The organism is Deltaproteobacteria bacterium (assembly GCA_009929795.1).
Lineage (GTDB): Bacteria > Desulfobacterota > Desulfovibrionia > Desulfovibrionales > Desulfomicrobiaceae > RZZR01.
The window spans coordinates 1-22165 of record RZZR01000042.1 but is presented as its reverse complement, the minus strand read 5'-3'; the positions used below and the strand labels follow the sequence as shown (position 1 = coordinate 22165).

26 protein-coding genes are annotated in these 22165 nt (G+C 58.8%); 23 read left to right on the top strand and 3 right to left on the bottom strand.

Annotation, left to right across the window (positions count from 1 at the left end):
• The 4 genes from EOM25_06720 to EOM25_06705 all read left to right on the top strand — a co-directional run.
• On the top strand, positions 1 to 1050 hold a 1050-nt coding region (locus tag EOM25_06720; protein NCC24876.1), incomplete at its 5' end, for a hydrophobe/amphiphile efflux-1 family RND transporter.
• Positions 1051 to 1053: 3 nt separating this feature from the next.
• Positions 1054 to 1779 carry a rhomboid family intramembrane serine protease gene (locus EOM25_06715; protein NCC24875.1) on the top strand — a complete coding sequence of 242 codons (726 nt, stop codon included), beginning with the start codon at positions 1054 to 1056 and terminating at the stop codon, positions 1777 to 1779.
• Positions 1780 to 1828: 49 nt separating this feature from the next.
• Positions 1829 to 2833, top strand: a complete 1005-nt coding sequence (locus EOM25_06710) for a hypothetical protein (protein NCC24874.1) — start codon at positions 1829 to 1831, stop codon at positions 2831 to 2833.
• Positions 2834 to 2999: 166 nt separating this feature from the next.
• Positions 3000 to 3785, top strand: coding sequence for a 4-hydroxy-tetrahydrodipicolinate reductase (locus EOM25_06705; protein NCC24873.1), 786 nt, complete (start codon positions 3000 to 3002; stop codon positions 3783 to 3785).
• 13 nt (positions 3786 to 3798) lie between these two features.
• Here EOM25_06705 and EOM25_06700 read toward each other — a convergent pair whose 3' ends face one another.
• A complete protein-coding gene (locus tag EOM25_06700) occupies positions 3799 to 4263 on the bottom strand; it encodes a hypothetical protein (GenBank protein NCC24872.1) in 465 nt (154 codons plus the stop codon).
• Complete coding sequence (locus tag EOM25_06695) at positions 4250 to 5218, bottom strand: 4Fe-4S dicluster domain-containing protein (protein ID NCC24871.1); 969 nt, start codon at positions 5216 to 5218, stop codon at positions 4250 to 4252. The genes EOM25_06700 and EOM25_06695 overlap by 14 nt, the downstream gene beginning before the upstream one ends.
• 103 nt (positions 5219 to 5321) lie before the next feature.
• Between EOM25_06695 and miaA the strand changes: the two genes are divergently transcribed.
• The 8 genes from miaA to EOM25_06655 all read left to right on the top strand — a co-directional run bounded on the left by miaA (position 5322) and on the right by EOM25_06655 (position 14105).
• Positions 5322 to 6242, top strand: coding sequence for a tRNA (adenosine(37)-N6)-dimethylallyltransferase MiaA (miaA, locus tag EOM25_06690; protein NCC24870.1), 921 nt, complete (start codon positions 5322 to 5324; stop codon positions 6240 to 6242).
• An 87-nt stretch (positions 6243 to 6329) separates the two neighbouring features.
• Positions 6330 to 7925: a SpoIID/LytB domain-containing protein gene (locus tag EOM25_06685; GenBank protein ID NCC24869.1), complete on the top strand. Its 1596-nt coding sequence runs from the start codon at positions 6330 to 6332 to the stop codon at positions 7923 to 7925.
• Positions 7926 to 7977: 52 nt separating this feature from the next.
• The gene (locus tag EOM25_06680; GenBank protein NCC24868.1) at positions 7978 to 9120 is read left to right on the top strand and encodes a tetratricopeptide repeat protein; all 1143 of its coding nucleotides are present in this window, start codon (positions 7978 to 7980) and stop codon (positions 9118 to 9120) included.
• 1 nt (position 9121) lies between these two features.
• On the top strand, positions 9122 to 9979 hold the full coding sequence (locus EOM25_06675; GenBank protein NCC24867.1) for a tetratricopeptide repeat protein: 858 nt from the start codon (positions 9122 to 9124) through the stop codon (positions 9977 to 9979).
• An 80-nt stretch (positions 9980 to 10059) separates the two neighbouring features.
• A complete protein-coding gene (locus EOM25_06670; GenBank protein NCC24866.1) occupies positions 10060 to 11013 on the top strand; it encodes a hypothetical protein in 954 nt (317 codons plus the stop codon).
• A gap of 43 nt (positions 11014 to 11056) precedes the next feature.
• On the top strand, positions 11057 to 12238 hold the full coding sequence (locus EOM25_06665; GenBank protein ID NCC24865.1) for a hypothetical protein: 1182 nt from the start codon (positions 11057 to 11059) through the stop codon (positions 12236 to 12238).
• Positions 12239 to 12376: 138 nt separating this feature from the next.
• Complete coding sequence (locus EOM25_06660; protein NCC24864.1) at positions 12377 to 13312, top strand: hypothetical protein; 936 nt, start codon at positions 12377 to 12379, stop codon at positions 13310 to 13312.
• A 40-nt stretch (positions 13313 to 13352) separates the two neighbouring features.
• Positions 13353 to 14105: a hypothetical protein gene (locus EOM25_06655; protein ID NCC24863.1), complete on the top strand. Its 753-nt coding sequence runs from the start codon at positions 13353 to 13355 to the stop codon at positions 14103 to 14105.
• A 91-nt stretch (positions 14106 to 14196) separates the two neighbouring features.
• Here EOM25_06655 and EOM25_06650 read toward each other — a convergent pair whose 3' ends face one another.
• Complete coding sequence (locus EOM25_06650) at positions 14197 to 14397, bottom strand: twin-arginine translocase TatA/TatE family subunit (protein NCC24862.1); 201 nt, start codon at positions 14395 to 14397, stop codon at positions 14197 to 14199.
• Between the two features lie 105 nt (positions 14398 to 14502).
• Between EOM25_06650 and EOM25_06645 the strand changes: the two genes are divergently transcribed.
• From EOM25_06645 to EOM25_06595, 11 genes are all read left to right on the top strand, one after another.
• On the top strand, positions 14503 to 14877 hold the full coding sequence (locus tag EOM25_06645) for a hypothetical protein (GenBank protein NCC24861.1): 375 nt from the start codon (positions 14503 to 14505) through the stop codon (positions 14875 to 14877).
• Positions 14878 to 14924: 47 nt separating this feature from the next.
• Entirely contained in the window at positions 14925 to 15734 is an 810-nt protein-coding gene (locus EOM25_06640; protein ID NCC24860.1) for a hypothetical protein, read from the top strand.
• Positions 15727 to 16293, top strand: coding sequence for an XRE family transcriptional regulator (locus EOM25_06635; GenBank protein ID NCC24859.1), 567 nt, complete (start codon positions 15727 to 15729; stop codon positions 16291 to 16293). The genes EOM25_06640 and EOM25_06635 overlap by 8 nt, the downstream gene beginning before the upstream one ends.
• Positions 16294 to 16365: 72 nt before the next feature.
• Positions 16366 to 18021, top strand: a complete 1656-nt coding sequence (locus EOM25_06630) for an AMP-binding protein (protein ID NCC24858.1) — start codon at positions 16366 to 16368, stop codon at positions 18019 to 18021.
• Positions 18022 to 18035: 14 nt separating this feature from the next.
• The gene (locus tag EOM25_06625; GenBank protein ID NCC24857.1) at positions 18036 to 18710 is read left to right on the top strand and encodes an HAD family hydrolase; all 675 of its coding nucleotides are present in this window, start codon (positions 18036 to 18038) and stop codon (positions 18708 to 18710) included.
• 16 nt (positions 18711 to 18726) lie between these two features.
• Positions 18727 to 19026, top strand: coding sequence for a YggT family protein (locus EOM25_06620; GenBank protein ID NCC24856.1), 300 nt, complete (start codon positions 18727 to 18729; stop codon positions 19024 to 19026).
• Between the two features lie 117 nt (positions 19027 to 19143).
• Positions 19144 to 19461, top strand: a complete 318-nt coding sequence (locus EOM25_06615; GenBank protein NCC24855.1) for a YggU family protein — start codon at positions 19144 to 19146, stop codon at positions 19459 to 19461.
• Positions 19462 to 19498: 37 nt separating this feature from the next.
• On the top strand, positions 19499 to 19729 hold the full coding sequence (locus tag EOM25_06610) for a DUF465 domain-containing protein (protein NCC24854.1): 231 nt from the start codon (positions 19499 to 19501) through the stop codon (positions 19727 to 19729).
• A 2-nt stretch (positions 19730 to 19731) separates the two neighbouring features.
• A complete protein-coding gene (gene ilvB, locus EOM25_06605; protein ID NCC24853.1) occupies positions 19732 to 21417 on the top strand; it encodes a biosynthetic-type acetolactate synthase large subunit in 1686 nt (561 codons plus the stop codon).
• Between the two features lie 24 nt (positions 21418 to 21441).
• Complete coding sequence (gene ilvN / locus EOM25_06600) at positions 21442 to 21933, top strand: acetolactate synthase small subunit (protein ID NCC24852.1); 492 nt, start codon at positions 21442 to 21444, stop codon at positions 21931 to 21933.
• A 47-nt stretch (positions 21934 to 21980) separates the two neighbouring features.
• Positions 21981 to 22165, top strand: a 185-nt coding sequence (locus tag EOM25_06595) for a ketol-acid reductoisomerase (GenBank protein NCC24851.1), incomplete at its 3' end; no start/stop codon positions are given.

The following is a 22165-nucleotide window of genomic DNA, read 5'->3' as shown; positions in this document are numbered from 1 at the left end:
GGAGACATGATCGCGGCCCAGAACGATTATCCGGCCCTGCAGGGACTCAGCACGACCTTCGAGGTGGACTATCCCCAGTACTACATCGATCTCGACCGAACCAAGGCCGCGGCCATGGGCGTGAACATCTCGGACGTGTTCACCACCCTCCAGGCGTATCTTGGATCAATGTATATAAATGATTTCAATAAATTCGGAAGAATTTACAGGGTCTTCATCCAGGCCCGGGACAGCGACCGAAAGGATCTGACCGACATTTCCAAGCTCTATGTCCGCAATGCCGCCGGGACCATGGTTCCCCTGAGCACCCTGGTCAAGGTGGAACTTCAGCGAGGGGTGCAGGCCGTCAAGCACTACAACATCTACCGGGCCGTTTCCATCAACGGCGACAGTGCTCCGGGATATAGCTCCGGCCAGGCCATTTCGGCCATGGAGGCCTTGGCCGAAGCCATACTGCCGGACGGTTATGGATTCGAGTGGACGGGAACCGCCCTGCAGGAGCTCGAATCGGGTGGAATGGCCCCGCTGATCTTCGGTCTGGCCCTTGTTTTCGTGTTCCTGTTCCTGGCCGCCCAATACGAGAGCTGGACCATGCCGCTCATGGTCATGTTGGCCGTGCCTCTTGCCCTGCTGGGGGCTTTGGTGGCCCAGAGCATGCGAGGGTTGGTCAACGACGTCTATTGCCAGATCGGATTGGTCATGCTGATCGGACTGTCGAGCAAGAACGCCATCCTGATCGTCGAGTTCGCCAAGCAGTTGCGGGAAGACGGCCACGGCATCACCGAGTCGGCCATGATGGCCGCCCGGGAACGGGTCCGGCCTATCCTGATGACCGCCTTTGCATTCATCCTCGGAGTTTTGCCCCTGGTCATCGCTGAGGGGGCCGGAGCGGCCAGCCGCCATTCCCTGGGGACGGCCGTGTTCGGGGGCATGATCGCCTCGACGTTTTTGAGTCTGCTCTTGGTGCCCCTGCTCTATGTGCTCATCGAGCGAATCCGGGAAAAGTTTCTGGGACCCAAGAAATCAGTTTCGGAGGCCGAGGGGGTCTGATCCGTGCTGCCCCTGCACGACAACACTCCCAATGTCCACCGGCCGCACATGGTCCGGGCGGTCATCATCGTCAACATCCTGGTGTTTCTGGTTGAATTGGGCCTGAGTGAACAGGCCCTGTTCTACGTCTTCCATCTGCTGGGATTCGTCCCGGTTCGGCTGATGCACCCCGAGTGGGCCATGACGCACGGCTATCCGGGCCTCGGGCCCCTGCCTTTCGTCAGCCACATGTTCCTGCACAGCGGCTGGCTGCATCTGATCGGCAACATGTGGACCTTGTGGATTTTCGGGGACAACATCGAGGACGTCATGGGGCCGTTCCGTTTCCTGGCCTTTTACCTGTGTTGCGGGATCGCGGCCCTGATGGCCCACGTTCTGTTCAACGCCGATTCGGCGGTGCCGGTGGTCGGAGCCTCCGGGGCCATCGCCGGGGTGATGGGAGCCTACCTCGTTCTGTATCCCCATGCCAAGGTCGTGACTTTTTTTTTCTTTTTCCCCATCTTTGTGGAGATTCCGGCGGCTCTTTTCCTGGGTGTCTGGTTTCTGACCCAGATTTTTTCCGGGTTTTCCATGGCCCAGAGCAGCAATGTGGCCTGGTGGGCGCATGCCGGCGGCTTCGTGGCCGGGATTCTCCTTTTGCGGATTTTCGAAAATCCGAGGAGATGTCTGGCCTGCCGAAGCGCAGGCAAGAGAACCCAGCCCTTCTGGGCCGGGCCGAACGGTTCCTGAACCGCAGGCACGCTTGTTGCTTCCATTCCGGTCAGGAGGATAGTCCAGAATGATCAACAACGCCCTGGCAGCCCTGTACGCCCGGATTCCCTCGGTGGATGCCTCTGATGCGTCGAATTTCCGTCACCATTTCCTCCACGGGGACAGGGCCGGCTTTGCCGCAGCCCTGGCATCGCTCCAGGCCCAGTCCATGCAGGCCGGTCTGTTTGGTGACGACGGGAATGAGCAATCCGATTCCATCGGAGACCTCGTCAGCAGCGGACTGCGGATGGAGATGCTCATGGCTCTCAGCCAGGTCATGCAAGGCCCTCGGGATCTGCCTCGAACCAAGGTCCGGTCCGCAGAATCACAGCCCGATGGGCAGGAAGATGATGGGCAACCATCGGAAAATCAGGACAAGGCCGAATCGTTCGAGGACAAGGATTTCGGGCTCCTCTCCAGAAGGTTCGAATCCGGTTCCGACGGCGGGGCGGCCATCGGGTACGACAAAATGGGTGGGACGTCCTATGGGGCCTATCAAATCTCCTCGGCCCAGGGGACCATGGACCGGTTCCTAAAATTTCTTGACGCAGAGGCCCCGGAGTGGGCGGCCAGATTGAGGGCTGCCGGTCCAGCTGACACTGGGAGCGATTCCGGGGCCATGCCTGACGAGTGGCGAAAGATTGCCGGTGAATCCGGCCCGGAGTTCGAGGCCATTCAGCGCCGGTTTATCGAATCGACCCATGTCAGACCCCTTTTCAGAACCATGCTCGACCGATTCGGCCTGGACGAGTCGGAAATGCCACCGGTTCTGGTCGAAGCCCTTTTTTCCACGGCCGTCCAGCACGGCCCTGGCGGGGCCTTCAGGCTGGTGGAGACGGCCTTGGCCGGAGCAGGACTGAACGGCCTGACCTCGGCCGAGGAGGCCGTCCGTTTTGTCCAGGAACTCTTCGACGCCAGGCGAGAGTCGTTCCCTTCTTCGACTCCACGGGTGAGACAGGCGGTTCTGAACCGTCTGAATCTCGAGGAGCAGGCCGTCCTGGCCTCCCTGCCCGGACTAGACGCCCTGGCCTGATCAGGCGAACAAGCCCGGATTCCCCCTGCCGATAGTGATGTCTTCCATTGTGCCTCCGGGCACAAGATGGACTTGCGTCCGCGTCTTGACTAGGCCGATTGCACGAGGTTTGAAACCGGTCGGCATGGGGTCGGCCAGAAGATGGTCTTTTCAAGGAGGTTGAGCGATGGCTCGAATCGAAGTGGTCGTCACGGGGGTCAAGGGCCGCATGGGTTCCACGCTGTCCAGGCTGGTCCAGGCCGATCCGGATCTGGATCTGGTGGGTGGCGTGGAGCGTCAGGGGAATTCGGGCGGGCTTGAAGGCCTGGGCTGCCCGGTGGCCGAGGATCTTGCTGCGGTCCTGGCCGGACCGGCCTCGCCGGTGGTCATCGATTTCACAAGCCCTAAGGCGAGTCTTGCCAATGCGGCCATCGTTCGGAAGATGAAGGCCAGGGCGGTCATCGGGACGACGGGCCTTTCCCCGGCCGAGTTGAGGGAACTGCAAGAGCTGGCCAAGGATGTTCCCCTGTTCTGGGCCCCGAACATGAGCGTGGGGATCAATGCCCTGTTGGAAATTCTTCCGGGGCTGGTCAAAAATCTTGGGCTGGAGTATGACTTGGAAATTTCCGAAATTCACCATCGGCACAAGAAGGACGCTCCGAGCGGCACGGCCCTGAAACTCGGAGAGTGTCTGGCTCAGGCCCGGGGTACCAGTCTCGAAGCGAGTGGGGAGTTCTGTCGGCACGGAATCATCGGCGAGCGGGAATCGGGTCGGATCGGAGTGCAGACCCTCCGGGGCGGGGACGTGGTCGGGGACCACACGGTTTATTTCTTTGGTCCCGGGGAACGGATTGAGATCACTCACCGGGCACATTCCCGGGAGACCTTTGCCAAGGGCGCCCTTCGAGCGGCCAAGTGGCTCTCCAGGCAGAGTCCTGGTCGGCTGTACACGGTCCGGGATATGTTCGTCTGATCCGGTATCGCTGTCAGTCCGGCCGGGACTGTTTTCCGGAGCGCTTGAGCGAGACGACCAGAGCCACGGGTCCCAAAAGCGCGACGAATCCGAGATGGGCCCAGTCGATGACCATGGTCGTGGTCGGAGAGAAGAAGAAGTCCGGGCTGTTCTTGACCACCCGGGCCAGACCCGTGGCAAGGATCCCGACCCAGACCAGGGTTTTGGTTAGGACCAAGGCGTCTGGAGGCGATCCCTGAATCCAGGCCCCCATGGCCAGACCGGCTCTTCGCATCAGCCAGAACAAAAGAGCTATGGCCAGCAGGTAGTGGATGAGGTGGGTGGTGTAGTATTCGGCGGTCCATGCGAAACCGGGAACATCAGCAATCCAGTATCGTTTGAACAGGGGCATCTGGGCCAGACCGGTGAAAAGCAGTCCTGTGACGACAAGGGCGAAGGCTAGGCTACTCCATGCGGTTCGGCGTTCATTTCCCCTCATGTTTTTCCTCCTTTTCGTCCTGATTCATGGACCGGGCCACGTGGAGCAGACCCGCAGCCAGTCCGGCCACTGGAGCTGCATATACGGCCAGGGCGAGCTTGTCCTCGAAGGCGAATGGGTCCGGGGCCGGACCCAAATGGGGTCGGCCGGGACCGGTTTCGATGGCCTCGTTCAAGACGTCGAAGGGTATCGGTGAGACATAGAGGGTGTTGGTCCCTCCGTTCTCATGTTCACCGTAAATGAAGCCATTCGTGGCGACCGCCAAGTCGTGGGCTGCGGTCACGATCTCACTCCGGGGGCCGATGGTCTGAACCTCGAAGGGGCAGGCCTCAATACAGGCCGGAATCTTTCCTTCGGCTATGCGGTTCCAGCACCGGTCGCATTTATACATGACCCCGTTGCCGGCCAAAGAGGGCAGAAGGTTCAGGTACAGTCCGACGCCGGTCTGGCGTTCGGGGATGTGCCAGGGGCACACAGATTTGCACTTGGAGCCGCCGAGGCAGATTTTGTCATTGATGCGGACGATGCCGTTGACCTGCTTGGAAGCTGCGCCCCATGGACAGAGATTGGCGCAGGGTGGGTTCTGGCAGTGCAGGCAACGGCGGGGGATGTTGATCTCAAAGTCACGACCCTGCCAGGTGCCGGTGGCGGTCTGAATGAAGAGCCAGTTGTACGGGGTCAGACGGTCATCGACGTTCCGCTTGTCAGACCAGTCCGCCACCGGCACGCGATCTTGGGGATGCATGACCGGATAGGGTTTGATCGGTTCGGGGTACTTATTTTGGTTAGCATCCCGGCATGCATCTACGCAGGCCCCGCAGGCCACGCATTTGGAGAGGTCGAGCAGGGTGACCAGTTCTTCCCCGGCCTCGGCCGCTTTGGCAGCCCCCGGCAGCATGGCCCCAAGACCTGCCACTCCAATATATTTAAAGAAATTTCTTCGCGAAACGCTCATGGTCGTCCTCCACTGAATTTCGGTCCGGAAAAATTCTTGAAATGCATTCAATACATAAATATATTTTTCAATCATGTCCAGAGTGTTTCAGGATTATGAGCGAATGATCAAGCGTGCTGTGGTCTGCATTCTCGGCGCCACGGGCACGGGCAAGACGGCCGCGGCCCTGGCATTGGCCAGGGAGTTCCGAGGTCAGGTGATCAATTTCGACTCACGCCAGATTTATCGTGGCCTGGCGGTGGTCACTGCCCAGCCGACTTCCGCAGAGCAGTCAGTCTGCCCTCATCATCTGTACGGGTTTCTCGACCCGGATCGTCCGATGATGGCAGCGGCCTTTGCCGAGCTGGTCCATGAGAGGATAGCGGACATTCACGACCATGACGATGTGCCGATTCTCGTGGGAGGGACGGGCCTGTATCTCCGGGCCATCCTCGAAGGCCTGGCCGACATCCCGGAAATTGATCCTGAGATTCGGGCCCGGGTCCTTGACGAGTGTTGTTTTCATGGGCCCCAGGCTCTGCACGCCCGATTGACGGAGATCGATCCGGTCTACGCGGCCAGAATCCATCCCAACGACACCCAGCGGAACTGTCGGGCCCTGGAGGTCTTCGAGTCCACGGGCCGGGCCTTGAGCGACTGGCATAGTGAAACAACTGACGGGTCCCGGTATCGGCATTTGAAGATCGGGATCGAGGTCGGCTTGGACGAACTTACTCCTCATCTGGAGAGACGGATCAAGGCCATGATCCGGGCTGGGGCACTGGAGGAAGTCCGGGCGGCCCTTGCGACGTGTTCGGACCCAAAGGCCCCGGGGTTCAGCGGCATCGGTTGCCCGGAAATTCTGGCCTTTCTGGATGGGCGCATGTCTTGGGATGAAACCGGAAAAGCGTGGCTTAAAAACACCAGAGCCTACGCCAAACGTCAGATGACCTGGTTTCGCAAAGAGCGGGGCGTGCACTGGGTTCGCCCGGGGCGGGAGAAAGAGTCGGCAGGGATGGTCAGAGCCTTCCTCGGCTTGTCCTGAAGTTTCAAGAGAAGCCCCGGTTGCCATGGAGGTCTTTTTTGTCGTACGAGAAGACATACAGACACCGCAACCAACGTGGGTATCCATATGAAGCGTTTTGTCACGACACTTTCGATCTTGTTCCTCTGTCTGCCGAGTGTGGCCTGGTCCATGACCGTGCAGTTCGATCCCGCCCCCCTCAAGGCGGCTGCTGCCCGGTATCTGGACGAGGGCCGGTTCCTGGAATGCGTGGAGACCTACAGGCAGGTCTTCGAGTACTCCGCCCGGCCTGAGGACCGAGCCTTCGGCCTGGTCCGCATGGGAGACGTGGTGGCCTTGTTTCTCGACCAGAAAGAAAAAGCCCTTGAGATCTATTCCGAAGCCGTGGCTCTTTTCCCTGAAGCCAAGGCTCTGGACAACGCCTATTTCAATTCGGGCATGGCCGCCTATGAATTGGGTCGACTGTCCGAGGCCGAGAGAGGATTCGAGGCCTACCTTCGATTTTTTCCCGACGGGCATCGGGCCTTCACAGCCGAGTACATGATCGAGCGAGTGCGGGAGGAGGTCCGACAGGCCGATCCAGGGCCGGCAGTGGTCAAGAAACCCGAAGAGGTTCTACAGCCCCTGCTGGAGCCAAGACCCGAACCGCAGCCAACGGCCGGACCTGAACCAAATATCCGGGTGGCCCTGGACAGCGGATCATCGGTCCGGCTGACCTTGGAGGGCCCGGCCAGCGTCAGGTTCGGGGCTCAGGGCCAGGAGTGGGCAGCTGGAGAGTATGTGTTCACCCTCAAGAATGGGCGAATCCAGAGTGGAGGCAGGGACCTCGGCCGGGAATGCGCCGTGGCCCCCAGGGTCTGCTGTTTTTCAGTCAAGGGCAAGCGCTACGCAGGAGAGGCTGTTGTCCTCGTGGACGACGGCAAGGTTTTGCTGATCAATCGGCTGGGCATGGAGACGTATCTTCTGGGCGTCGTACCCAAGGAGATGTCCCCGTCCTGGGAGCTGGAGGCCTTGAAGTCCCAGGCCGTGGCCGCCCGGTCCTACGCCCTGTATCTGGCCGCCAAGTCGGCTGACAAGCCCTACGACGTGGCTGCGACCACGGCCTCCCAGGTGTACGGTGGGGCCGGAGTGGCCAATGATCGGACCAAACAGGCCGTGTCTTCGACTCGGGGAGAGATCCTATCCTTTTCCGGAAATCCGGTTTTGTCCTATTTTCACGCCCACAGTGGCGGGATGCTGGAAGACTCTTCCCTGGTCTGGACGGCATCCATGCCTTATTACCAAGTCCGAGAGGACTCCATTTCCCAGACCTTCAAGCCCATGGACTGGGATGCCAGAATTTCCAAGGGCGAGGTGGCCAAGGCTCTGAGGACCAACGGGTTCAAAGTCTCTTCCATTTCTAAGATCTTCCCCGAGGAGGTTTCCCCCTCCGGGCGATGGGTCAAAGTCAAGGTTATGACCGACGGCGGCCCCTTGAGCGTCAGATCCAACAGCCTGCGCATCTGGCTGGGAGCGACCAAGGTCAAGAGCACCTTGTGTGACGTCCGGGAGTCCGGTGATTCCTTTGTCCTCTCCGGCCGTGGCTACGGTCATGGAGTGGGCATGAGCCAATGGGGAGCTCAGGGCATGGCCAAGGCAGGGGGCGATTATCGAAAGGTTTTGCATCATTATTACCCCGGAACTTCAATCGCCAGGGCCTATTAGATCGCTCAGCCATCTTACCGGGAAGGCTGGCACAGACCACGAGGATGGAACGATGAGAGAGAAACGCTGTACCCGACGGACATTTCTGGCGGCTTCAGCCTTGGGGATGGTGGCCACGGCCGTTCCGGGCCTAGTCTGGGCCGAGGCTGGGGCCTTCGATCTGGCATTGGAGGGCCAGGACCTGCTGACCAAAGGCGAGTACGTCAAGGCTGTGGAGGTTCTGACCAGGGCGGCCCAGGCCGATGCCGAGAGCGATTGGATCTGGGGACTGCTCGGTCGGGCCCAGTTTCAACTGGGTGACATGCGTCAGAGCCTGAGCAGTTTCCGTCGCGTGCTTCAGATCGTCCCGGATGATACATATTCGCGGATGATGGTCGACATCATCAGCCAGAAGCCCCTGCCCCCGGAGAAGAAGGAGGAGAAACCCCTTTCACCTTTGGAGGTCAAGGCCCAGGACGAGGAGGCTCAGGTTTTTGCCACCATGGAGGCCAAGGACGGTCTGGGATACCGGATCCAGAGAATTGTCCTGGACGCCGGACATGGAGGGTTTGATTCCGGGGCCGTGGGCCTGGCCAAGCTCCAGGAAAAGAACGTCACTCTGGACTTGGTTAAACGGACCGCAGCCATTCTTGAAAAGGGATCCAATCCGCCCAAGATCTTCCTGACCCGGACCGACGACTATTATGTTCCCCTGAGCGCCAGGACCACGGTGGCCAATCAGTACAACGCCGATCTGTTTGTTTCCTTCCACATCAACGCCAACGAGAACCGTCAGCCTTCAGGCATGGACACCTTCTTCTGCGCGGAAAAGGCCTCTAGCGAGGAAGCTGCCAAAGTGGCTGCCTTCGAGAATTCGGTTCTCAAGTACGACAAGGAGGATCTTGTTCAGAAGGGCTACGTGAACATCGAGGAGATATTGTTCATGTTCGAGCGCCGTCGTTATTGGGAAGCCGGGGGCAGCGTGGCCGGAACGATGATGAAGGCCATGGCCGAAGGAATTCCGATGCGCAAGCGGGGGGTGCACTCGGCCAATTTCTATGTTCTTCGGCGGGCCCGGATGCCGTCCATCCTCCTGGAGACGGGATTCATCTCCAATCCCGAGGAAGAGGCCAAGCTGGCCACGCCGGATTTTCGGCAGACCGTGGCTCAGGGTATCGCCCAGGGGCTTTCGGAACTCATCCGGAAGGGGGTGTGAGATGCGCAGAATGCGTGCCGTCATGACGGCGTTCTGGGTGGGCATGTCGGTTCTTTGGCTCTGTCCTCCGGGCGCTACGGCCCAGGACGTGAACGATCTTTTGTTTAGCGGCTCGGATCTTCACTATCAGGGCAAGCTGACCGAGGCGGCCCGGGATTTTTCCAAGGCCGTCTCCATGGACCCTAAGAATGAGTTTGCCCGCAATCAGTTGGGTCTGATTCTGGCCAAGGAGGAAAAGTTCGAACAGGCCTTCGAGCAGTTTTCAGCCGTGGCAAAGATGTCGCCGGACAATACCTTCGCCCGGACCTGGCTTGGAGTCCTCTACCTCAGACAGAACGCTGTGGATAAGGCATTTCAGGAGTTCAGGGAGATTTTGAGACTCGACCCGAACAACGCCAACGCCTACTACTTCATCGGGGTCATTTATGCCGTGGAGCACAACTTCAAGCAGGCCGTGGAGTACCTTCGAAAGGCCCAGAAGGTCGGCTCCGACGACCCCGAGACCCACATCAGACTGGCTCAGGCCTTTGCCGGGCTGGGCATGAGTTACAACGCCCAGCTAGAGTACGAGCGGGCCCTGGACCTCGCTCCCAAGTCGACTAAGGCCTTGAACGGCCTTGGGTGGATATTCTTCAACCGTGGAGAGGCGGGCAAGGCCATTGAAATCTGGCAGGAGGCCCTGAAGATCAGCCCTAAGGACCCCGATGCGCGGTTCAACCTGGCCAAAGTGTTCAACGATCAGGCCTACGCGGCATGGCAGGCCAAGGATATGGCCAAGGCCAAGCAATTGTGGCAAAAGACGTTGCAGAACGAGCCCGACAACAAAGCAGCCAAATACTACTTGCAGAAAATCAAGTAGGGGGGTAATCGGGCTCAAGGCATTGTACCTATGAGTCAGCCGATCGCTAAAGGGAAGTAATCAAAATGGAGGTATTAACGATGAAACATCTCAAACGGTTCATACTGGTTATGTTCGTGCTGGTGGCCACCGCCCCTGTGGCTTCGGCCCAGCAGATGGTTCTGGACGTCGGGGCCTACATTCAGGCAATGGACAACGGAAGAATCAATTGGGACACCGGGCTGGTAACGGCCGTGGGCATCGGTGCTCCGCCGGAAAAGGCCGTGAACATGGCCCAGGCACGGGCCATGGCCAGGCGGGCGGCCACAGTGGTGGCTAGGAGGAACCTCCTGGAAATCATCAAGGGGGTCCAGATCGATTCGGCCACGACCGTGGAAAACTACATCGTGACCAATGACGTCATACTTTCCCAGGTCAACGGCTTTCTTCAGAATTCCCAGATCTTGGACACGGCCTACATGTCGGACGGATCCGTGGAGGTCACGGTGGGGATCAATCTTCGGGGCGGGTTTGCCCAGGTCCTGATTCCCGAGCGGCTGGAGTTCAAACCAAAGGCCCAGGTCGTTTCGCCTCCTCCTCCGCCCGTTTATCAGCCTGAGCCGGCTCCGATCGCACCGGCTCCGATTGCGCCAGCACCCGAACCGACTCCCGAAAAGCCGAGTATCCCCAGCGCCCCGACGCCCGGCGTAGCCGAGGCCTACACCGGCCTGGTGGTTGACGCCCGGGGTTTGGGTGCCCGTCCGGCCATGAGCCCCAAGGTTTTGGACGAGAACGGAGTCGAGGTTTACGGCTCGGCCTTTGTTAGCCGTGAGTATGCCATCCAGCACGGCATGGCTGGATACGCCAAGGACATCGACAAGGCCGTGCAGCAGCCCCGCGTGGCAGACAAGCCCTTCGTTGCCAAGGCCATGAGCGCCGGCGGCAAGGCCAAGACCGATCTGGTCATCAGCAACGAGTTCGCCAACAAGTTGCGTGGCGTCGGTCAGACCCAGAGCTTCCTTGAGAAGTGCCGGGTCATGATCGTTCTGGATTAGGCGGCCGCTTCTTATCGCCAGTTTTTTCGCCAAGGAGGCTTTGATGATGAACTCAGCACGTTTCAAAACCGTCCTGAACGGTCTGCTGGTCCTGGCCTTGGTTCTCGGGCTCGGAGCCTGCGCAGACAAAGGCCGCAAGGCCGTCGGGATCATGGACAACCCTCTCCATCACTACAATTCGGGCATGAAGTTCGTGGACGAAGGCAAGCTCGACGAGGCCATGCACTCGTTCGAAAAAGCCCTGGAGCTGAATCCCAAGTATGGACCGGGCATAGCCGGAAAGGGCCTTGTCATGGCCATGAGGGGTGACAAGAAAGGTGTGGACCTGATCGAGGACGGTCTGGACGAGGCCAAGAACGATCAGGAGAAGCTTTTGTGCCTCATCCCTGAAATGCGGGCCTATATCGCTCTGGCCAAACAAGAGATCATGGATCGTGAGGACATGGTCGACGATTGCGAATCGGCCTTCAAGAAGGGCAAGAAGATCGACGAAAAAAACCAGGCCATCCATTTCTGGATGGGTGAGGCCTATCTCCAGGGGCTGGATTTCCCCAAATCCCAGATGATGTTCGCCGAGGCCAAGTCCATCGGCGGAGACCTGAACCGCAAGGTCGAGGAACGCTGGGAATTCGTCCAGAAGGCTGTCCGGGCCGCGCCGGTGTCCATGGTCGGCAAGCGCATCGCTTTGGTGGACGAGTTGACCCGGGCCGACATGGCCGGGTTGCTGGTCGAGGAACTGGATGTGAAGCGGTTCTACGAGGTCGTGGACGACAAACCGGCCGGATTCGAGCCACCCAAGGGCATTCAGATGACCATGGCCGATCTCTATCAGAAGCTGGGCACTCAGGATGTGGCCAACCATCCTCTTCGGGGCGACATCGAACAGGTCATCGAACTCGGGGTCGAGGGTCTGCAGCCCTATCCGGACCATACCTTCCGCCCCCAAGAGCCCATGACCAAGGCCGAGATCGCCCTGCTTTATCAGGGCATCATCATCCGAGCCACAGGCAAGACCGATTTGGCCACCGAGTATATCGGGGAGAAGAGTCGAATCGCAGACATCGGCAGTGATAACTATGCGTTCAATGCGGCCATGGTCAGCATCAGCAAGGGGCTTTTGAGCCTGGACATGAGGACCAACAAGTTCAATCCGCACCAGTATGTGACGGGCGTGGACGCCCTGCTCTCCATCCAAAGACTGAAGAACGAACTGAGCGTTTTCTAGGCCATTGAAGCGTCGGGTTTCCGGACCCGAAGACCGGGCCTGCGCCAAGGGGATGGGAAGACCATCCCCTTGCGCGTTTCCCGGCAAGGCTTTTCGTCACACTTCATGATCAATCGAATTTTCGGGAAATTTTCCGGTATGAGCAAGCTGGGTCGGTATTTAGTCTGGGCAGCGCTTCTGCTCCTTTGGAATGGATCGGCCTACCCGGCCGAACGGGTGACAGCGGTGGTCCCGCTGGAAGATGATTCGGACACTCAGTCTCTCAGAAATCGGGCCAAGGCCGAAGGATTCCGGGAGGGAGTGCTTCAGGCGGCCCGGGCGATGATCAGACCTCACCCCCCCATAGAGCGGTGGTATATGCTTCGCGAATGGCTCGGCCAACGGGCTGACAGCTTGATTCTCGGGTACTCGGAACTGGGTCTGGAGGTCTCCCTGTCTGACGGAGAGGCCGTCATGGAACTGGAAGTTTTGGTGGACGAAGCAGCCCTCAAGGAAAGGCTTAAGGATGTCGGAGTTCTCTACAACTCCAGGAATCTGACAGAGTATGTACTGGAAGTTTCATCACCCGACGGTCAGGTCCGGGAACGAATTCGGGCCTTGGAAACCCTGTACGGATTGGCATCCGTTGGATTCGGGGCCGAGGGGGTTCCACGCCTGTCGCTTGACCACCATCAGAAAAACTGGAGAGGTCGTCTCGTCGCGGGAGACACATCGTGGCAGGCCCAGGGCAAGGACGTGGACGAGGTGTTTTCCGGATTGTGGCCGAACTATTTTCGGCTTCCGGAGGTCGTGTCCGAAGCGGTCAAAACTCTGGATGTCGAGATTCGCGGGTGGTTCGTGAGTTCAGGGGTTCAGGTCTTCGAGCGGGAGGTTTCCTCCTGGAAGGGGATCGTGGAGGAGATGGTTCTGGTCGAACTTGGCATGGGTCCCGTGGAACTGACCGGTAGATGGCAGGTGCGGTCGGCTGATCCGGACGAGTTCCGAGCCCGACTCAAGGGTCATGCTGTTTCCAGGGGGCTGGAGGTAACCCGTTGCCGGGAATGGGGCCGATCGGTCCTGGCCAACGAGCAATGAACGCGGCCGTCAAATTATTGGCCGCAGGGAGGAATCGGGTATGAGAACGATGAAATGTGCCGTGATGACCATGCTGCTGATCATGGTCTCCGCGCTGGTCGGAGCTCGTGAATACACTTTGCCCGTGTCCGGCAGTGCAGCGGTCTCGTTTTTGGAGGGCAGCGCTGTTCTGGTGGTTGGGGATGAGACGAGCCCTCTCGAGGTGAACCATCTCGTCGAGGCTCCGGCTACGGTCAGGGTCGGACCGGAATCGCGCATGGAACTGACCTTGGCCGATAAGAGCGTACTGCGTTTTTCGGCTGGAACAGAGTTCACCCTAATCAGTGCCGACTACGCCGACCGCAAACGAAAGGTGGATGTGGACGTGGCCCTGGGAGACTGCTGGGCCAAGGTTCAGGGCCTTTTAGGAGAGGAGAGCACGTTCCTGGTCAATTCCCCCACGGCTGTGGCCGGTGTGGCCGGCACCGTGTATAGACTCAGGGTAAATCTTGACCTGTTTAGCAACTACTTCGTCTACGACGGCGAGATTGAGGTTGGATATCGACCGGTGTCTCCTTCGGTGGGTTCCTCACCGTCCGAAAGTCAACCGACCAGGGTTCAGGGCCCGACCCGTGTCCCCGGCCCCCACGAGGTCAGTCTCGAAGAGTGGCTGGTCATCGTGGCCAAGGGGTATCAGTTCTCCATCGCCCCAGACGGCTCCTATGCACCGCCCAAACCATTCGACACGCAAAAGGACAAGGAAGATCCTTGGGTGGCCTGGAATTTGGAGCGGGACACGGCACTGCGGTTCTAAATTTTTCGGGCTTTTGCCTGATGGCGTGAGAAAAAAAGACGACCCGGGCCTAGCTGGCCCGGGTCGTCTGTCGGTTTGCGGGGACCCGTTGTTACTCTTTGGATTTCGAGGCTGTCTTTTCCTTGTCCTCGGAGGATGTGACATCGATTTCCTCGGGCTCGGACGTGGCCTTTTTGAAATTTTTGATGGCTCGCCCCATGCCCGATCCGATTTCTGGCAGCTTGTTGGCCCCGAAAATGATCAGAACAATAACCAGAATGATGATAAGTTCAGGTATGCCTATGCCGAACATTGTACCCTCCTGTGCGTTGGTGGAGCCGATGTACACCCTGGACAGGGGGGGGTCAAGAAAGGGAAGGCGAGACTGGAAGCGCCCATGGCTCCAGCAGGATGGGCCATGGCCGACGTGACCGCGTTTCCGGGCCGAGGCTGCAGGTTTTACATTCAGGGGCGTTGCCTCTATGAAGAGGTCCTCAACCCGGGCTATGCCCAGGTCTGGAGATGTCGGGTCCTGGTCGAGCTTGAACGAAGATTCGACGATCTGCTTGATCGGGCCGAGTCGTTCCATCTCGACGCGGCGGTCACTGGTCGGATTTGGGCCGGACGTCAGTCCGAGGCTGAGGCCTTGTTCAAGTCCTGTCCCGACTTCGGCCTGGAGGGAGGAGACAGCTGTGGGCATCTGGTCCTCGGGATGATTTGCGTCCTTCGACTGCCTTCTTGCCTTGGGGCCTGTCGGCGTTTCAGCCCTGGAGCAGTCGACGTATCCTGGTAGCATCGGCTCGAAAAAATCGAACAAACACAGCAAACAACGAGTGAATCATGAACGATCCACGTCTGATTCTGTTTCCCTTCATGCATCCGGAGCTCGCGTCGATCGAGGTCCCCGACGGGGTTTATCTGCTGGACCCGGGCCTGGCCCCGAAGGAAGACCCCCGCTATTGGCGTCCTACAGGTCTGCCCATGGACGGACGGACCCTGGAGCGTTTTCGGGATGAGGCCCTGAATTTCGGGCTTCAGGTCCGACGGCCGGCCGACATGGCGTATTTCGCGGCCCGCGGCGAAGAAAATTTTTTTTCGGGATCGTCACTGCATCTTCGTTCCGAACTGGCGGAGCTGGATCGGGGGAGGGAAAGTAAATCGATCGACCCGGTTCAGGTCGCTCAGGCCGAGGCGGCCCTGGCTTTTTTTCTTGAGCTGGACCACGTGCAGCTTCGAGCCGCCGACAAGGACATCGGAACCGGATGGGACCGAATCGAATCAGCCCTTGGCCTTGATGAAGAAGATGCCGGCGAGGTCCGGAGGCCAGATCTTTCGGTGACGGAGACTTTTCTTCCGCCGTGGGAGCGCCTGCTTCCGGTCTACGCCCGCCTGATTTCGGACGGGACGGTCCTCTATTGTCCGTCGGCCGAAGTATTGGCCGGGATGAAGGAGTTGGGCGCGACCTTTGCCTTGGTTGACCGGGACATGGCCCGTAGCTTGGGTTTACCGAAGGGCATGGGCGAGGCCTTGCGGGCCGATCTCGACCGCGAGGCCCTTTTGGCCGCGAGGATCGTGAACAAAGCATCCGGGGGACTGACCGTATGCTTTCAGGGATTCGACGCAAGAGAGACAAGGAGTGAAGATGAATAGTGAAAAACTGGGAGCGCGCATCCGGAAGTACCGGGAGATGAACGGCATGAACCTCGAGGATCTGGCCGAGAGGACAGGACTCGATCTCGAATTTGTCCGGGCACTCGAGGATGAAAATGTTTATCCGTCTCTGGGGCCGCTTCTCAAGGTTGCCCGAGCATTGGGCGTCCGCCTGGGGACGTTTCTGGACGATGCGGTGAGCACGGACCCCTTGGTGACCAGGCTGGAGGACCGTGAGGAAGAATTGAGCATGCTCACGGGCGCGAACAAGTCCGTTGGACTCCGTTTTCACTCCCTGGGCAAGGGCAAGAGTGATCGACGGATGGAACCGTTTTTCATCCAGATCCTGCCTACAGATGGTGACAAGGTTCTGTCTTCCCACGAGGGCGAGGAGTTCATCGTCGTCCACAAAGGACAGGTGGAGCTCGTGTACGGCCGGGAGCGTCATGTGCTCAAGGTGGGAGACAGCATGTACTACAACTCCATCGTTCCTCATCACGTTGGGACCGCTGGATCGGAACCGGCGGAAATCTATGCTGTTCTCTACTTTCCCGAGTAGCCCTGATTCCGGAATTGGGATCGGTCGCCGGGGCGGTCGGAGCGTAAACTCGTACAAGGAGCGGCGGCGGTGATGGTGGCACAGGATGTTTTGAGAGAATTGACCCTGGGCGAGTGGCTGGACAGGACTGCGGATCGTTATCCGGACAACGAGGCCGTGGTCTACGTGGATCGGGATTTTCGTCTGACCTACGCCCAATTTAGGGATGTTGTCGATCAGTTGGCCAAGGGGCTGATGGCCCTAGGCGTCGAGCAAGGAGATAAAGTGGCCATCTGGGCCACCAACGTCCCCTATTGGGTGGCCTTTCAGTTTGCCACGGCCAGAATCGGGGCCGTTCTTTTGACGGTGAACACCAACTATAAGATTCGGGAAGTTGAATATCTCCTCAAGCAATCCGAAGCCGAGTATTTCGTGCTCATCGACGGGTTCAGGGATACGGATTTCGTGCAGACGCTCTACGAACTTGTCCCGGAACTCAAAACCCAGGAACGAGGGTTTTTGCGTCCCGGGAAATTCCCCCTATTGAAAAAAGTCTTTTTCCTGGGTCAGGAGAAGCACCGAGGAATGTATTCCTTGCCCGAGATACTCGCCTTGGGCCAGATGGTTTCGGACCGGGAGTACAAGGACCGACAAAGAGGCCTGTCGCCCCACGACGTGGTCAACATGCAGTACACCTCGGGAACCACGGGATTTCCCAAGGGGGTCATGTTGACCCATGTGAACATCGGCAACAACGGGTTCTGGATCGGCGAGAACCAGTTCTTCACCGAAAGGGATCGGGTCTGCATCCCAGTTCCCTTGTTTCACTGTTTCGGCTGCGTTCTCGGAGTCATGGCCTGCGTGACCCATGGCAGCGCCATGGTTATTCTGGAGGGGTTCGACCCGCTTCTAGCCATGACTTCGGTGGAGGCGGAGCGGTGCACGGCCCTTTACGGGGTGCCGACCATGTTTATTGCCATCTTGGAACACAAGCTGTTCCACAAGTTCGACTTCAGTTCTCTACGGACCGGAATCATGGCCGGGTCACCCTGTCCGGTGCGGGTCATGCGTCAGGTCATCGAATGCATGAATCAACGAGAGATCACCATCTGTTATGGGTTGACCGAGGGTTCCCCGGTCATGACCCAGACGCGGGTGGACGACGACATCGCCAAACGGGTCGAAAGCGTGGGCCGGGCCATGCCTATGATTGAGGTCCGGGTGGTGGACCCGGAGACCAACGAGCCGGTCGCCTCGGGGGTCCAGGGCGAGGTCTGTTGCCGGGGCTACAATGTCATGAAGGGCTACTACAAGATGCCCGAGGCCACGGCCAAGGCCATCGACAAGGATGGGTGGCTCCATTCCGGGGATCTGGGAACCATGGACGAGCAAGGGTATCTGCGGATCACCGGCCGGATCAAGGACATGATCATTCGGGGGGGAGAAAACATATACCCCCGAGAGGTTGAGGAGTTTCTGTACACCATGGACGGCGTGTCCGACGTCCAAGTGGTCGGAGTGCCCAGCCACAAGTACGGGGAGGAGGTCGGGGCCTTTATCATTCTGAAGCCGGGATTCGAGTGTGCCCCGGAAGACGTCAAGGATTTCTGTCGGGGGAAGATCGCCAGATATAAGACTCCAAAATATATCGCTTTCGTTGATTCCTACCCCATGACGGCCAGCGGGAAGATCCAGAAATACAAGCTGCGGGAAAAGGCTGTCGAACTTTTTCCCGAGGCCATGAAGTGAGATCGGAACAGCCGATGATCTGTGGGCCGGAAACGCCGCTGACCGTGGTGGCCGGCCTGAGGGGAGTGATTTTCGATTGTGACGGAGTCCTGTTCGATTCCCTGGAAGTCAACCGCTGTTATTACAATCTGATCCGCGAGGCTCTGGGCCTTCCGCCCATGAACGAGGACGAACTGGCTTTTGTCCACACCCATCACGTAGCCGACTCCGTTGCCAAAATTGTGCCCAGGGAGCTTTTGGAACGAGCCGAGGCCGTCCGGGCATCCATCGACTATCGAAAATTGATTCCACTGATGCGTCCTTCTCCGGGTTTGCCGTCTTTATTGTCTACCCTCCGGACGCTGGGCCTCGGGCTGGCGGTAAACACAAACCGGACGGACACCATGGATTTCGTGCTTAAGCATTTCGCGCTCGAAGGCATCTTCGATCCGGTGGTCACTTCCCGAATGGTCTCCCGGCCCAAACCCGACCCGGAGAGTCTGGACCTCATTCTCGGCCGATGGAGCCTACAATCCCATCAGGTTGTCTTCATAGGCGACTCCGACCTGGACCATGGGGCGGCCAGGGCCGGAGGGGTTCCGTTCTGGTCCTACGGGAACCGGGACCTGGAGTCAGACATGCTCATTCTGGATTTCGACGATCTGCGGGCCCTTTTTCTGCGGGCCCATTCTGTCGGCAATCAACAATAGACACGAGGAGGTCTCGGTGTTCGTTTTCGGCAATCTCTTTCAGGCCCTGGCCAGCGTCTTGGACATGGTCCTCAATCTCTATTTCTGGATCGTGATCGTCTCGGCCCTTTTGTCCTGGGTCAACCCCGACCCCTACAACCCCATCGTCCGGATTCTCAACTCCCTGACCCAGCCCGTGTTCGCCAAGGTCAGACAGTGGCTGCCTTTCACCTATTTCAGCGGCCTGGACCTTTCACCGGTGGTCGTTCTCCTGGCCATCCAGTTCCTGCGGATGTTCATCGTCCGGACCTTGTTTCAGGCCGGGGGCCACATGTGACCGCTCCCGGACCAATACCGGCCTCACGGCATATTTGTCCTTGAGTTTTGTACCACCTTTCAGCAAACTCCATCTTCAAGGCTGGTGTGAGCCCCGGTGGAGAAAGATCGATTCGCTATGTCGAATATTGAACCCACATGTCTGCCGTCATGCGTGACCAAGAGCCGCAAGGGATGGGTTCTGCGTCTGTGGGTCCAACCCAGAGCTGGAAACGATGCCGTGTGCGGGATGCACGGAGAGGCCCTCAAGGTGCGCATCACGGCCCCACCTGTGGATAACAAGGCAAACGAGGCTTTGGTCAAGATGTTGTCGGGATTTTTGGGTATCAGGCCGGGGGATTTGAAGATCGAGGTCGGGCAGACGGGTCGCCGGAAGGTTGTAGTCATCGCCGAGGATGCCCGGCCGGATTGGAATCGATTGAAAGAGAATCTGTGACCATCGTCCATACAGACGTCAACCATTGGAGGCCGACATGGAACAGCACGAGATCGAACTTATCGTCAAGTATGCCCCGGAGAATGAAGAGCTCAGGGACCTTTGGGAAAAACATCAGGAGTACGAGCGCCAGGTCGAAAAATTGGTTTCCAAGCCCTTTTTGACGCCGGGGGACGAGTTGGAGCTTAAGCAGATCAAGAAGACCAAGCTCGCCGGGAAGACCAGAATTCAGGTGATCCTCGATTCGTATCAGCGTACGGGAGACTAGGTATGGAGCTCACAGGGGCAAAAATTCTTCTCGAGTGTCTGGGCCGGGAAGGTGTGGACACAGTCTTTGGCTTTCCCGGAGGGGCTGTCATCGACATCTACGACCAAATTCCCAACTATCCCATGCAGCACGTGCTCGTCAGACACGAGCAGGGAGCGGTTCACGCGGCCGACGGCTACGCCCGGGCCTCGGGCAAGGTAGGGGTCTGTCTGGTCACCTCCGGCCCAGGGGCGACCAACACAGTAACCGGCATCGCCACAGCCTACATGGATTCCATCCCTCTGGTCATTTTTACCGGTCAGGTTCCTACTAGCCTGATCGGTAACGATGCCTTCCAAGAGGCCGACATTGTGGGTATTACCAGGCCGTGCACCAAGCACAACTATTTGGTCAAGGACGTCCGCGATCTGGCCATGGTCGTCAAACAGGCATTCTATCTGGCCCGGACCGGGCGGCCCGGTCCGGTGTTGGTGGATCTGCCCAAGGACGTGGTTCAGGCCAAGACCGAGTTCGAGTATCCTGACTCGATAAAAATGCGGAGCTACAACCCGAATTATCAGCCCAATCACAAGCAGCTCCAGAAAGTGGGCGAACTCCTGTCCTTTTCTCGCAGGCCGGTGATCTACGCCGGAGGCGGAGTCATCTCCTCGGAAGCCTCAGAGGAGTTAACCGGTTTGGCTAGGCATCTGAACATTCCAGTGACCACGACCCTCATGGGCCTCGGGGCCTTCCCTGGTGACGATCCGCTCTGGCTGGGCATGCTCGGAATGCATGGGACCTACGCGGCCAATATGGCCATCGGCAACTGTGATCTGCTCCTCTCCGTGGGGGCTAGGTTCGATGACCGGGTGACCGGCAAGATCAGTTCCTTCGCCTCCAAGGCCAAGATCGTACACATCGACATCGATCCGACGTCCATCCAGAAGAATGTGGTGGTGGACGTGCCCATCGTGTCTGATTGCCGCTTGGCCCTCAAGGGGTTGCGGAGCGTTTTGGGCCGGGAAACAACCGATTGGCAGGCCAAGCATGCCGACTGGCGGCGGGAGGTGGACGGCTGGATGGCATCCCATCCGTTGACATACGAGAAGTGCGACGGACCGATCAAGCCTCAGGCCGTGGTGGAAATGCTCTATGAGATCACCAAGGGTGAGGCCATTATTTCCACCGAGGTTGGCCAGAATCAGATGTGGGCCGCCCAGTTCTTCAAATACACCAAGCCGAGAACCCTTCTGACCTCCGGTGGCCTGGGAACCATGGGTTACGGCTTCCCCGCGGCCATAGGTGCTCAGTTCGCCTTTCCGGATCGTCTGGTGATCGATATCGCCGGTGACGGCTCCATCCAGATGAACATCCAGGAGATGGCCACGGCGGTCAGCTACGAACTTCCGGTCAAGATCGTTATTTTGAACAACGGCTATCTGGGCATGGTGCGGCAGTGGCAGGATTTGTTCTACGATAAGAATTACTGTTCCACCTGCCTGCATCGAAATCCCGATTTCGTGGCCCTGGCCTTGGCCTACGGGGCCGAGGGCTACAGGATCACTAGGCAGGAAGACCTGGAGCCGGTGCTTCGCAAGGCCTTGGCCTCGAAAAGTCCGGCCATAATCGACGTGCAGGTGGCCCAGGAGGAAAACGTCTACCCCATGGTCCCGGCCGGGGCCGCCCTGACGGACATGCTGCTCGTCTAGGCCCGGAAATTCAGGAGTCCATCCATGCGACACATACTTTCCATACTGGTTGAGAACGAGCCCGGAGTACTTTCCCGGGTGGCGGGCCTGTTCAGCGGCAGGGGATTCAATATCGAATCACTCAACGTTGGTCCGACCCTGGAAAAAGGGGTTTCCCGGATGACCATCTGCACCCGGGGAGACGATTTGATCGTCGAGCAGATCATCAAGCAGGTCCGCAAGTTGGTCACGGTCATCAAGGTGGTGGACCTGACCCATATGCAGTCCGTGGACCGGGAAATGGTGCTCATCAAGGTCAACGCCGAAGAGTCGCACCGTGCCGAGATCCTTCGCATCGCCGATATTTTTCGTTGTAAGGTGGTCGATGTCAGCGCCCAGGACCTGACTCTGGAGATCACCGGGGATCAGGGCAAGATTCGGCCGATCATCAGCTTGCTGCAGAGATTTGGGGTCAAGGAATTCGCCAGGACTGGACCCATGGCCATGAAACGGTCCATGCAATTGGAAGAGGATTGAACGACAACAGGCCGGATGAACGCATATCCGGAGGGAGAAAGGAGAGCATGAGAATCTACTACGACCAGGACGCCGACCTGAACGTCCTGCAGGACAAGACCGTGGCCATCATCGGATACGGAAGCCAGGGGCACGCCCACGCCCAGAACCTTCGCGATTCTGGCCTCAAGGTGGTCATCGGCCAGCGACCCGGCGGCCCCAATTTCGACAAGGCCGTGGAGGACGGATTCGA

Excerpts from the sequence above, each read along its gene's own strand:
- EOM25_06710 (NCC24874.1), top strand. The coding sequence starts at position 1,829 with ATGATCAACAACGCCCTGGCAGCCCTGTACGCCCGGATTCCCTCGGTG.
- EOM25_06705 (NCC24873.1), top strand. The coding sequence starts at position 3,000 with ATGGCTCGAATCGAAGTGGTCGTCACGGGGGTCAAGGGCCGCATGGGT.
- EOM25_06700 (NCC24872.1), bottom strand. The coding sequence starts at position 4,263 with ATGAGGGGAAATGAACGCCGAACCGCATGGAGTAGCCTAGCCTTCGCC.
- EOM25_06695 (NCC24871.1), bottom strand. The coding sequence starts at position 5,218 with ATGAGCGTTTCGCGAAGAAATTTCTTTAAATATATTGGAGTGGCAGGT.
- miaA (NCC24870.1), top strand. The coding sequence starts at position 5,322 with ATGATCAAGCGTGCTGTGGTCTGCATTCTCGGCGCCACGGGCACGGGC.
- EOM25_06685 (NCC24869.1), top strand. The coding sequence starts at position 6,330 with ATGAAGCGTTTTGTCACGACACTTTCGATCTTGTTCCTCTGTCTGCCG.
- EOM25_06680 (NCC24868.1), top strand. The coding sequence starts at position 7,978 with ATGAGAGAGAAACGCTGTACCCGACGGACATTTCTGGCGGCTTCAGCC.
- EOM25_06675 (NCC24867.1), top strand. The coding sequence starts at position 9,122 with ATGCGCAGAATGCGTGCCGTCATGACGGCGTTCTGGGTGGGCATGTCG.
- EOM25_06670 (NCC24866.1), top strand. The coding sequence starts at position 10,060 with ATGAAACATCTCAAACGGTTCATACTGGTTATGTTCGTGCTGGTGGCC.
- EOM25_06665 (NCC24865.1), top strand. The coding sequence starts at position 11,057 with ATGATGAACTCAGCACGTTTCAAAACCGTCCTGAACGGTCTGCTGGTC.
- EOM25_06660 (NCC24864.1), top strand. The coding sequence starts at position 12,377 with ATGAGCAAGCTGGGTCGGTATTTAGTCTGGGCAGCGCTTCTGCTCCTT.
- EOM25_06655 (NCC24863.1), top strand. The coding sequence starts at position 13,353 with ATGAGAACGATGAAATGTGCCGTGATGACCATGCTGCTGATCATGGTC.
- EOM25_06650 (NCC24862.1), bottom strand. The coding sequence starts at position 14,397 with ATGTTCGGCATAGGCATACCTGAACTTATCATCATTCTGGTTATTGTT.
- EOM25_06645 (NCC24861.1), top strand. The coding sequence starts at position 14,503 with ATGGCCGACGTGACCGCGTTTCCGGGCCGAGGCTGCAGGTTTTACATT.
- EOM25_06640 (NCC24860.1), top strand. The coding sequence starts at position 14,925 with ATGAACGATCCACGTCTGATTCTGTTTCCCTTCATGCATCCGGAGCTC.
- EOM25_06635 (NCC24859.1), top strand. The coding sequence starts at position 15,727 with ATGAATAGTGAAAAACTGGGAGCGCGCATCCGGAAGTACCGGGAGATG.
- EOM25_06630 (NCC24858.1), top strand. The coding sequence starts at position 16,366 with ATGGTGGCACAGGATGTTTTGAGAGAATTGACCCTGGGCGAGTGGCTG.
- EOM25_06625 (NCC24857.1), top strand. The coding sequence starts at position 18,036 with ATGATCTGTGGGCCGGAAACGCCGCTGACCGTGGTGGCCGGCCTGAGG.
- EOM25_06615 (NCC24855.1), top strand. The coding sequence starts at position 19,144 with ATGTCGAATATTGAACCCACATGTCTGCCGTCATGCGTGACCAAGAGC.
- EOM25_06610 (NCC24854.1), top strand. The coding sequence starts at position 19,499 with ATGGAACAGCACGAGATCGAACTTATCGTCAAGTATGCCCCGGAGAAT.
- ilvB (NCC24853.1), top strand. The coding sequence starts at position 19,732 with ATGGAGCTCACAGGGGCAAAAATTCTTCTCGAGTGTCTGGGCCGGGAA.
- ilvN (NCC24852.1), top strand. The coding sequence starts at position 21,442 with ATGCGACACATACTTTCCATACTGGTTGAGAACGAGCCCGGAGTACTT.